This window comes from Nocardioides sp. Root151, assembly GCF_001427925.1.
Taxonomy (GTDB): Bacteria; Actinomycetota; Actinomycetes; order Propionibacteriales; family Nocardioidaceae; genus Nocardioides.
This window is the reverse complement of record NZ_LMGG01000008.1, coordinates 92,158-102,971: the sequence shown is the minus strand read 5'-3', so window position 1 is coordinate 102,971 and position 10,814 is coordinate 92,158. Positions and strand designations below refer to the sequence as shown.

At 70.1% G+C, this 10,814-nt stretch carries 9 protein-coding genes and 1 tRNA gene; 2 read left to right on the top strand and 8 right to left on the bottom strand.

Features of this window, described 5'->3' with window-relative positions:
- The 6 genes from ASD66_RS25470 to argS form a co-directional block, all read right to left on the bottom strand.
- The coding region (locus ASD66_RS25470) for a Rho termination factor N-terminal domain-containing protein (RefSeq protein ID WP_235530235.1) at positions 1–785 on the bottom strand (785 nt) is incomplete at its 3' end.
- Between the two features lie 250 nt (positions 786–1,035).
- Positions 1,036–1,965, bottom strand: a complete 930-nt coding sequence (thrB, locus tag ASD66_RS23270) for a homoserine kinase (RefSeq protein WP_056686393.1) — start codon at positions 1,963–1,965, stop codon at positions 1,036–1,038.
- Position 1,966: 1 nt separating this feature from the next.
- Positions 1,967–3,034 (bottom strand): threonine synthase, encoded by a 1,068-nt coding sequence (gene thrC / locus ASD66_RS23265; protein ID WP_056892418.1) that lies wholly within the window; start codon positions 3,032–3,034, stop codon positions 1,967–1,969.
- Positions 3,031–4,329 carry a homoserine dehydrogenase gene (locus tag ASD66_RS23260; RefSeq protein WP_056686389.1) on the bottom strand — a complete coding sequence of 433 codons (1,299 nt, stop codon included), beginning with the start codon at positions 4,327–4,329 and terminating at the stop codon, positions 3,031–3,033. Before ASD66_RS23260 ends, thrC begins: the two co-directional genes overlap by 4 nt.
- Entirely contained in the window at positions 4,326–5,774 is a 1,449-nt protein-coding gene (gene lysA, locus ASD66_RS23255) for a diaminopimelate decarboxylase (protein WP_056892417.1), read from the bottom strand. The genes ASD66_RS23260 and lysA overlap by 4 nt, the downstream gene beginning before the upstream one ends.
- A 6-nt stretch (positions 5,775–5,780) precedes the next feature.
- Positions 5,781–7,436: an arginine--tRNA ligase gene (gene argS, locus ASD66_RS23250; protein ID WP_056686375.1), complete on the bottom strand. Its 1,656-nt coding sequence runs from the start codon at positions 7,434–7,436 to the stop codon at positions 5,781–5,783.
- 81 nt (positions 7,437–7,517) lie between these two features.
- Here argS and ASD66_RS23245 point away from each other — a divergent pair.
- Together ASD66_RS23245 and ASD66_RS23240 are read left to right on the top strand one after the other, a co-directional pair.
- Positions 7,518–7,590, top strand: a tRNA-Arg gene (locus ASD66_RS23245).
- A 247-nt stretch (positions 7,591–7,837) separates the two neighbouring features.
- Positions 7,838–9,193 carry a choice-of-anchor P family protein gene (locus tag ASD66_RS23240; RefSeq protein WP_156388877.1) on the top strand — a complete coding sequence of 452 codons (1,356 nt, stop codon included), beginning with the start codon at positions 7,838–7,840 and terminating at the stop codon, positions 9,191–9,193.
- Between the two features lie 86 nt (positions 9,194–9,279).
- On the opposite strand, the gene ASD66_RS23235 is transcribed toward ASD66_RS23240, so the two are convergent.
- Entirely contained in the window at positions 9,280–10,176 is an 897-nt protein-coding gene (locus tag ASD66_RS23235) for an LCP family protein (RefSeq protein ID WP_056686369.1), read from the bottom strand.
- Complete coding sequence (locus ASD66_RS23230) at positions 10,176–10,799, bottom strand: hypothetical protein (RefSeq protein WP_156388876.1); 624 nt, start codon at positions 10,797–10,799, stop codon at positions 10,176–10,178. The genes ASD66_RS23235 and ASD66_RS23230 overlap by 1 nt, the downstream gene beginning before the upstream one ends.
- Between the last annotated feature and the right edge of the window lie 15 nt (positions 10,800–10,814).

Below are 10,814 nucleotides of genomic sequence, written 5' to 3'. Positions count from 1 at the left end.
TTGTCCTGCTGGCCGCCCTGCCTGTCGGACTGCTGCTTCTCCTGCTGCTTGTCCTGCTGGCCGGACTGGCGGTTGCCTTGTTGCCGGTCCTGTTGCCGGTCCTGTTGCCGGTCCTGTTGCCGGTCCTGCTGCTTGTCCTGGCGGCCCTGCTGCTTGTCGCCGTGCTGCTTGTTGTCCTGCTGGCCGGCGCCACGGTCCTGCGCCTGATCGGCCTGCTTGTCCGACTGCTTGTCCGACTGCTTCTCGGGCTGGTCGCGGCGGGCGCGCTGGCCCTCCGACGCGTCCGCGCCGGAGGCCTCGCCTGCTGTCGCGCGGACCGACGACTCCTGGTTCGTGGTCTCCCGGTCGTCCTGGGCACGCTGGCGTTCACCGCGCGACTCACGCACGGTGTTCGCTTCGTCGGCCGGGCGGTCACCCTCGCCGGATCCGGCAGCGGCGCCCGGCGCCTTGGCCGCGCCGCGGACCCGGGTCCGGACCCGTGGCTGGTCCGGGGCGTTGTCGCTGGAGCCTCCGCTCGGCGCGGACGACTCCGCGGCCGGCTTGTCGGCGACCGGCTTGCCGCCCGACGGGCCGCTCGTCTTGCCGCTTGTCTGGGCCGCCTTGATGGCCTCGACCAGTTGTGCCTTCTTCATGCTGCCGGAGCCGCTGATGCCGAGCCCGCCGGCCATGGCCTTCAGGTCGGCGATCAGCATGGAGTTGAGCCCGCCGGTGCGCTTCTTGGGCGCGGCCTTGGCGGCCGGGGCCTCCGACTGCGTCGCAGCGGTGGTCTCGTTGGTTTCCGTCACGTGAGGTCCTTCCCACGTATCTGTGCCGTTCCGGCTCGAGTGCCGACGGCTTCTCGTGTATGTGCCTCGTCGCGCCCGGTCGCGAGTCACACCGAGGTGACGGTCGCCGACTGCGACATGACGAGGAGGAGGGTGCACCGCGCCGGGCGAACCCAGAGGGAGTGCGAGCGCCTGATGATCGTGGCGCCCGACCAGAGTAACACCAGGTGACCGCCCTCACTGCGCACCCGTCGTACGCGTCGGCGTGGGGTCAACTGGTGACGACAACCCCGTGCGTGTCGACCTCGAGGTGAAGCGTCGTCCAGCCCTCAGGGCACTGCGCCATCAGGGACTCGGGGCCGGTCGACCAGCCCGCCACCGGGTGCACCGGGCCGTCGGTGAACGCCAGGACGGTCGGCCCCGCCCCCGAGACGATCGCCGGGTGCTCCTGGCCGCGCAGGGCCTCGACCAGCGCCAAGGACTGCGGCATCGCGGGCGTCCGGTAGGACTGGTGCAGGTAGTCGCGGGTGGCCAGGTGCAGCAGGTCCGGACGTCGGGCCAGGGCCGCGACCAGCAGCGCCGTACGTCCGGAGTTCGCCGCAGCGTCGGCGTGCGGGACGACGTCGGGCAGCAGGCCCCGGGCGGCCTCGGTCGAGACGGGGGTGGACGGGATGAAGACCACCGCCGAGATGCGCGGGTCGACGACCGACCCGGCGGCGTAGAAGTCGTTCGCCTCACGTCCCGAAATCACGAAGCCCCCGTAGAGCGCAGGCGCCACGTTGTCGGGGTGCCCCTCGATCTCCGCCGCGAGGCGGAACATCGCGTCGTCGTCGAGCAGCAGCTGCCCGCCGGCGACGAGGCCGCGGGCCAGGGCGAGGCCCCCGACGATGGCGGCAGATGACGAGCCCAGGCCGCGCGCGTGCGGGATGCGGTTGACGCAGCTCAACGACAGGCCCGGAGGTTCGGCGTTCATCAGACCGAACGCAGCCCGCATCGCACGCACCACCAGGTGCGACTCGTCGCGGGGTACGTCGTCCGCACCGGCACCCTCGACGTCGATGCGCAGGCCGGAGCCGGTCACCGTGCCGGTGAGCTCGTCGCGCAACGAGAGGGCCAGGCCGAGCGAGTCGAAGCCCGGTCCGAGGTTGGCCGAGGTCGCCGGCACCGAGACCGTGACCGGGCCGTCGACGAATCGCGCCATGTCAGGCGAGACCGGCCGCCGCCGCCGCGGACTCGACGTCGGGGTCGACCACGTTGTCGACGAGGTCGCCGAACCCCTCGAGTGCGGTCGCGGTGTCCTTGAGCCCGTGGCCGGTCACGGTGATGACGATCGTCTTGCCGGTGAAGTCCTCGCCACCGGCGTGCGCCTTCAGCAGACCGGCCACACCGGCTGCCGAGGCCGGTTCGACGAAGACGCCGTCGCTGGAGGCCAGCGCCTTCTGGGCGGCCAGGATCTCCTCGTCGGTCAGCGAGGTGAACCCGCCGCCCGACTCGGTGGCGGCGTCGACGGCCAGGGTCCACGAGGCGGGGTTGCCGACCCGGATGGCGGTGGCCTTGGTCTCGGGGTTCGGGAACGGCTCTCCGGTCACCAGGGGTGCGGCACCCTCGGCCTGGAAGCCACGCATCACGGGCAGCCGAGTGGCGTCACCGGAGGCGACGTACTCGGTGTAGCCGAGCCAGTACGCCGAGATGTTGCCGGCGTTCCCGACCGGCAGGAAGTGCAGGTCGGGGGCCTCGCCGAGGAAGTCGACGATCTCGAACGACGCGGTCTTCTGGCCCTGCAGGCGGATCGGGTTGACCGAGTTCACCAACGCGACGGGGTACTTCTCGGACAGGCCGCGGGCGATCGCCAGGCAGTCGTCGAAGTTGCCGCGCACCATGATGACCTGGGCGCCGTGCACGATCGCCTGGGCCATCTTGCCGGCCGCGATCTTGCCCTCGGGCACGAGCACGAGCGGCTTGATGCCGGCCTTGGCCGCGTAGGCCGCCATCGACGCCGACGTGTTGCCGGTCGAGGCGCACACCACGGCCTTGGCGCCCTCGTGCACCGCCACGGAGATCGCCGCGGTCATGCCGCGGTCCTTGAACGAGCCGGTGGGGTTGTCACCCTCGACCTTGAGCCACACCTCGGCGCCGGTGAGGCCCGAGAGCCATCCGGAGGAGACCAGCGGGGTGCCGCCCTCACGCAGGGTGATGGCCGGGGTGCCCTCGGGGATGTCGAGGCGGTCGCGGTACTCCTCGACGACGCCGCGCCACTGGTGCGTGCTCACTCTGATTCACCTTCCACGCGCATCACCGAGGTGACCTCGCGAACCATGTCCATGCCCCGCAGGTGCTCGACGGTGGCGCTGAGTTGGGCGTCGGTCGCCCTGTGGGAAACCACGACGAGCTGTGCGTCGGCGCCGCGGCCTTCCTGGCGGACGGTCTGGATCGACACGTCGTGCTCGGCGAAGGCGAGCGCAACAGCCGCCAGCACACCCGCGCGGTCCTGGACGTCGAGCGCCACGTGGTAGCGCGTGATCGTCTCGCCCATGGGCAGCACGACACGATCGGCGTACGCCGACTCCCCCGCGCCGCGCGTTCCGCCGAGACGGTTGCGGGCCGCGGTGACGAGGTCACCGAGCACCGCCGACGCGGTCGGTGAGCCGCCGGCGCCGGGGCCGTAGAACATCAGCTGACCGGCCGCCTCGGACTCGACGAAGACCGCGTTGTAGGCCTCACGCACCGACGCCAGCGGGTGGGTGAGCGGGATCATCGCCGGGTGCACGCGCGCCGAGACAGCGTCGTCCTTGAGCTCGCAGATCGCCAGCAGCTTGACCACGCACTTCATCTCGCGGGCCGACTGCACGTCGGCGGCGGTCACCTCGGAGATGCCCTCACGGTAGACGTCGTCGGCGGTGACCCGGGTGTGGAACGCGATGCTGGCCAGGATGGCGGCCTTCGCTGCGGCGTCGAAGCCCTCGACGTCGGCGGTCGGGTCGGCCTCGGCGTACCCGAGCTCCTGGGCCTCCTCGAGCGCCTCGCCGAAGCCGGCACCCGAGGTGTCCATCTTGTCGAGGATGAAGTTGGTGGTGCCGTTGACGATGCCGAGCACGCGGGTGACCTTGTCACCGGCCAGCGACTCACGCAGCGGCCGCAGGATCGGGATCGCGCCGGCGACGGCCGCCTCGTAGTAGAGGTCGCGCCCCGCCTTGGCCGCGGCCTCGAAGAGCGTCGGCCCGTCTTCGGCGAGCAGCGCCTTGTTGGCCGTGACGACCGAGGCGCCGTTCTCGAGCGCGGTCAGGATCAGCGACCGGGCCGGCTCGATGCCACCGATCACCTCGACCACCAGGTCGAGGTCGCCCCGGGCGAGCAGCGCGTCGGCGTCGGTGGTGAGCAGTCCCTCGGGCACCTCGACCTCGCGGGTCGCGTCGAGGCGGCGTACGGCGACGCCGACCAGGTCGACCGGCGCACCGATCCGCGCGGCCAGGTCGTCGGACTGCTCGGTGAGCAACCGCACCACCTGTGAGCCGACCGAACCGCATCCCAGGACTGCGACCTTCAGCCGCTTGCCAGCCTCACTCAACTGCTTGCTCCATCACGTCGGGGTGCCACGTCGGTGGCCAGAAGATCGTCCTCAGTCTCTCGCCGAACGACGACGCGCGTGACGCCGTCCCGTACAGCGATCACCGGCGGGCGCAGCGCATGGTTGTAGTTGCTGGCCATCGAGCGGCAGTAGGCGCCGGTGCCGGGCACCGCGACGAGGTCTCCGGGGCGTACGTCGCCCGGGAGGAACTCGTCCTTGACCACGATGTCGCCGGCCTCGCAGTGCTTGCCGACCACGCGGGCCAGGACGGCGGGCGCCTCCGAGACGCGTGAGGCCAGCGTGCACGAGTAGTCGGCGTCGTAGAGGGCGGTGCGGATGTTGTCGCTCATGCCGCCGTCGACGCTGACGTAGACCCGTCGCGCGCCGCCGTCGAGGGCGACCTCCTTCACCGTTCCGACCTCATAGACCGTGCACACGCTCGGCCCGACGATGGCCCGACCGGGCTCGATCGAGAGGCGCGGCTCCTCGATGCCGAGCGCGCGGCACTCGTGCTCCACGATCTTGCTCATCTCGGTGGCCAGCTGCGCCGGGTCGGACGGGTCGTCCTGGGTGGTGTAGGCGATGCCGAAGCCCCCGCCGAGGTCCATCTCGGGCATGTCGACCGACAGCTCCTCGGAGACCCGGGCGTGCAGCGCCAGCACCCGTCGGGCGGCCACCTCGAAGCCCGAGGAGTCGAAGATCTGACTGCCGATGTGGCTGTGCAGCCCCAGGAGCTCGAGGCCCGGCGCGGCGAGCACGCGGCGTACGGCCTCGAAGGCGTCGCCCGAGGTGATCGAGAAGCCGAACTTCTGGTCCTCGTGGGCAGTGGCGATGTATTCGTGGGTGTGCGCCTCGACGCCCGCGGTCACCCGCAGCATCACCTTCACCGACCCCCCGGTCGAGGAGGCACGTCCCACCTCGAGACCAGCCGTGATCGCCTCGAGCCGCTCGATCTCGTGGAGGGAGTCGACCACGATGCGGCCCACACCGGCCTGGATCGCACGCCGCAGCTCGGCGGTGGTCTTGTTGTTGCCGTGGTAGCCGATGCGCGACGGGTCCACGCCACCACGCAGGGCGACGGTCAGCTCACTGTTGGAGCACACGTCGAGGCACAGACCCTCCTCGGCGATCCACGAGGCGATCGTCGTGCAGAGGAACGCCTTGCCGGCGTAGTAGACGTCGTACGCCGAGAACGCGTCACGGAAGGCGCGCGCCCGGCCGCGGAAGTCGTCCTCGTCGAGGACGTACGCCGGTGAGCCGTGCTCGGCGACGAGGTCACGGAGGTCCACTCCCCCGACGACCAGCGCACCGTCGTCGTTCTTGTGCGCGGTCGACGACCAGAGCTGGCCGACCAGGGCGTTGGCGTCGTCGGGCTCACGCAACCAGTGGGGTCCCCGGAGGGCACCGTCAGCGTGGGCCCAGCCGGAGGGGTGGGCGGTAGGCACTCCGGATCACATCCTCTCGGGCGCGGAGACGCCCAGGAGGGCGAGGCCGTTGGCCAGCACGGTCCGGGTCGCGTCGACGAGCAACAGCCGCGCCCGGTGCAGGTCAGTGGTCTCCTCGTCGCCGCGGGGCAGCACCCGGCAGCTGTCGTAGAACCGGTGGTAGACGCCGGCGAGGTCCTCGAGGTAGCGCGCGACCCGGTGCGGTTCGCGCAGCTCGGCGGCCGCCTTGACCACGCGCGGGAACTCCGCGAGGGAGCGCAGCAGCACGCCCTCCTTCTCGTGGACCAGGAGCTCGGGGTGCGACGCCGCCACGACGTCGAGGTCGGCCGCGTTGCGCAGCAGGCTCGCCACCCGTGCGTGGGCGTACTGCACGGTGAAGACCGGGTTGTCGTTGGTTGCCTTCGCCCACAGGTCGAGGTCGATGTCGATGGGCGAGTCCGAGTGGTAGCGGGCCAGTGCGTAGCGGCTGGCGTCGACACCGATCGCGCCGACCAGGTCGTCGATGGTGACGACCGTCCCGGCACGCTTGGACATCCGCAGCGGCTGGCCGTCGCGGAGCAGGTTGACCATCTGGCCGATCAGGATCTCGAGGTTCTTGCCCGGCTCGTCGCCGAATGCGGCACACATGGCGTTCATGCGGCCCACGTAGCCGTGGTGGTCGGCGCCGAGCATGATGAAGCAGCGGTCGAAGCCCCGCTCCCTCTTGTCGAGGTAGTAGGCCAGGTCGCCGGACAGGTAGGCGCCGTTGCCGTCGGACTTGATGATCACGCGGTCCTTGTCGTCACCGAACTTCTCGGTGGCGAGCCAGAGCGCGTTGTCCTTCTCGTAGGTGTTGCCGAGCTCGGTGAGCCGCTCGACCGCCTTCGCGACGGCACCGCTCTTGTGCAGGTTGTCCTCGTGGAAGTAGACGTCGAAGTCGACGCGGAAGTCGCGCAGCGACTTCTTGATCTCGTCGAACATCATCTCGACGCCGATCCGGCGGAAGACCTCGCGCGCCTCGTCGTCGCCGAGCTCGAGGACGTCGGGCTCCTGCGCGACGATCGCTGCGGCGATGTCCTGGATGTACTCGCCGCCGTAGCCGTCCTCGGGGGCCGGCTCCCCCTTGGCGCTGGCCAGCAACGAGTTGCTGAACCTGTCGATCTGGCCGCCGTGGTCGTTGAAGTAGTACTCCCGGGTGACCTCGGCGCCGGTCATCGTGAAGATTCGGCCGAGCGCGTCACCGACGGCAGCCCAACGCACGGCACCGATGTGCAACGGACCCGTGGGGTTGGCCGAGACGAACTCGAGGTTGATCTTCTCGCCGGCGAACGCGTCGGAGGCGCCGTACGATGACCCGGCGGCCACGACCTCGGCGGCGAGCCGGCCCTGGGCGCCCGCGTCGACCGTGATGTTGAGGAAGCCGGGACCGGCGATCTCGACCTCGGCGACACCGTCGGCGGCAGTCAGCTTCTCCGCCACCAGCTCGGCGAGGGCGCGCGGATTCGTGCCAGCCTTCTTGGCGAGCTGGAGGGCGACGTTGGTGGCGTAGTCCCCGTGGCCCTTCTGTCGCGGCCGCTCGATCGTCACCTCGGAGGGAACGCCGTCGGGCAGGGCGAGCGCGCCCTGGTCGACCAACGAGGCAAGGGCATCGACGACTGCGGTGGAGAGCTGTTCGGGAGTCACCCGGTAAGCCTATCGGCGGACCTCGGTTTCACGTCAGCGAGTATCGACCGGTAGTCTTCGGCAGCGCGCTGCGACGCGCATGCCTCCGTAGCTCAGGGGATAGAGCACTGGTTTCCGGTACCAGGTGCCGCAGGTTCGAATCCTGCCGGAGGCGCTCGACCGAATCACCACCACAACCCCGCCCGAACGTGCGGGGTTGTCGGCATTTCGTGACCCGTGTGACTGGTGTGAACCATCCGAATGCCGGGCAATCTCGCCATTCTCCAGCGGGTTTGCCCAATTTTGGGGAAGATTTCCACGTAACGAAGTGGACTGCCTCTCGTTGCATCCGGTGAGACCTTTCATCGGGAGCTGACATAGGCGGTCTCGGACCACTATTTATCGTTTTGGGGAGACAACCTGTGAAGACTTCAGTGCGGCGTATTCTCGCTGCTTCAACGGCCACGGCAGTGGCCATGGTCGGTGCGCTCGGCCTTGCCGGCAGCGCGAACGCGGCACCCGCCGCGGCCGCGACGACCATCACGAACTACGCGTTCCAGGGCTGGGCCTACGGCACCTACGCGAACGTCGGCCTCGCCGGCGTCTCGTCGTCGCCGACCGCCTACTCCTGGCTGGGCTGCACCCGCCGTACCGGCATCATCCGTGACCGCAGCGTCGCCGCCGCCAACGTGCCGAACCCGAGCCCCGTGCTCAAGGTCGGCGCCGTGGCCAGCCGCAGCCGCACCTACAAGTCCGGCAGGACCGTCGGCATGCGCAGCACCAACCGGGTCGCCTCGGTCCGTCTCGGCGCTGCCGACGGGCTGAACCTCAGCATCACCGGTCTCTCCACCACGGCCGACGCCCACGCCCGGTCCGGCAGGTTCGGCACCAGCGCGTCGTTCAGCTCGGTCGACATCGCCGCCAACACCGGCACGCCGCTCGACGACATCCTGAACCAGGTCGGCGCCGGCGTCGGCGACCTGATCAAGCAGCTGCAGAAGGCCACCGGCAACGAGCTCACGCTCCCCGGTCTCGGCGTCATCCGGCTCGGCAAGACGCGCAAGGCGGCCTACGCCCACCACGCGTTCGCCAACGCCGTGGCGTTGAACGTCACGCTCTTCGGTCTCGACGGCCACGCCGGCGGATCCGACGACGTCAACGTGACCATCGGTCGCTCCTTCGCCCAGATCAGCGACGACGTCCCGTCAGCCGTGATGGCCGGCAACGCCCGGGTCCTCGAGGCCAAGGTGCTCGGCGGTGTGGTCACCGCGGGTCCGATCTCCGAGCGCTCCATTCCCTGTGAGGGCACTCGCGGCGTGGTCCGCAAGAGCGCGACGGTCGGCGCCAACCTGCTGAACCTGAACGCCGTCGTCGCCGGTGTCGCCCAGGCCCGGGTGTACGGCGTGCAGCAGAGCCGTGGCCGCGCCAAGGCCTGGACCGAGGCCGCACTGGCCGACATCAAGCTGGGCGTCGGCGACTCCAGCCTGCAGGTCAAGGGCGTCGTGGCCCGTGCCAACGTGGCGCGCTCCGCCAAGGGCCGCATCGCCAAGAGCACAGCCGGAAGCTCGGTCGCCTCGATCACCTTCGGTGGCAAGGCCTACAAGGTTCCGGTCCCCGGCCAGACGCTCGACATCGGCGGGCTGGTCAAGATCCAGTCGATGGTGAAGTCGACCACCAAGACCGGCATCACCGTCACGGCCCTTCGGGTGACCGTGCTCGGCGACCAGACCGTCGTGGTGAACATCGGCGTGGCGAAGGCCAGCCTGCGTCGCACCTGATCCACCGCATCACCTGACAGACGCTGAAGGGGCGGCTCCGATCCGGAGCCGCCCCTTCACGCTTTCCCGAGCTCACGCCCGCCGGTTCAGCAGTGGGAGATCACGGCGTCCTTGCGGGCGTCGTTGCCGTAGCGCCGCGCCTGGTCGACGTACGGCAGGACGACGCTGGCGCCACCGATGTTCCCGATGCTGCCGTTGACCACGCAGTGGGTGATCCGGTCGCTGCGCACCGCCGCCACCGCGCGTGCGATGCGGAAGAGCTCCTTGGGCGGCACCCGGGCGTCCATGTGCTGCATGACCGCCAGGGTGCCCTTGTCGAGGAAGCCGGGCTGGTCCTGCCGGGCCTTGACCTGCCGGTGGATCGCCTGCAGTGTCTCCTGCTGGTTCGCCGACCGGTCGAAGTCACCACGCGGCAACGACTTGCGCACCCGCGAGAACGCCAACGCCCCCAACCCACCGAGGTGCTGCTTGCCCACCTTGAAGCCCTGTGGCCGAAGGTAGGGGTCGCTGAAGGCGTGCCGCGAGTTGACCGTGATGCCGCCGATCGCGGTGACCATGTTGCGCAGCCCCATGAAGCTGGCCACCATCACGTAGTCGGGTTCCACGCCGGTGAGGCCCTTCACGGTCTCGGCCATCAGCTGCGGACCGCCGAAGTAGAGGGCCGCGTTGATCCGGTTCGACCCGTGTCCCGGGATCGAGACCCAGGAGTCGCGCGGCATGCCGATCGCCGTGGCCGCGCCAGTGCGGCTGTTGATGCCGACCAGCTGGATGGCGTCGGCACGGCTGCGCAGCACGTTCTGGCCGGGCCGGGCATCGGAGCCGAGAGCCAGGATCCACACCACGTCCGGCGACAGGTCGACCCCCTGCGCGCGCTGCACCTTCACGAGGGTCGCGTCGGTCTGGCTCACCGAGCTGTTCGGCACGAGCAAGAGCGTCGCGGAGAGTACGGCGGCCAACGCCGTCCTGCTCAGTAGTCGTCGCATCAGTTGTCCTTCCTCGACGCCGGCACGGCCCTGGCCGAGCGCGCCACGTCGTACTCGAAGATCCGCCAGGTGCCCTTGACCGGGCTCAGGGTCAGCCGACCTGTCACCGTCACGCGGCGCCGGGCGTCACCGTCGGTGTCGAAGACGAGCCGGAAGCGCGCGGTGGCACCCACCGCTCGCTTCGACGCGCCGAGCAGGTCGACCTTCACGGTGCGGCGTACGACGGTCACCTCGTCGATGCGGCCCGCCAGCTGGGCGTTCGAGGTGAGCGTCCTGTCGTGCCGGGCCTGCGCTGCCAGGTCGCGGGTGAAGCCGGGCCACGAGCCCTTCATGCTGCGCCGGGGGAAGTCGCCGCCGACCCAGGCCGCCTCGAACCACGTGTCGACGGTGCGTCCGACCGTCGTCACTGCCTGCGTGCGCCGCTTCGGCGGGAGCTTGCCGGTGACCTTGCCGACCGTGGCCACCAGGGGCACCTGGGCCACCCGGGGCTCGTCGAGCCCCGGCGCACGCCCCTTCTCGGTCGGGTCGTCGCCCTCGTCGTCGGAGCTGCATCCGCTCGCGAACAGGGCCAGGACGAGCACCAGTGCGGCTCCTCGTGCTCGCCGATTTCTCTTCGTCGACATCAGTCGTGCACCTCC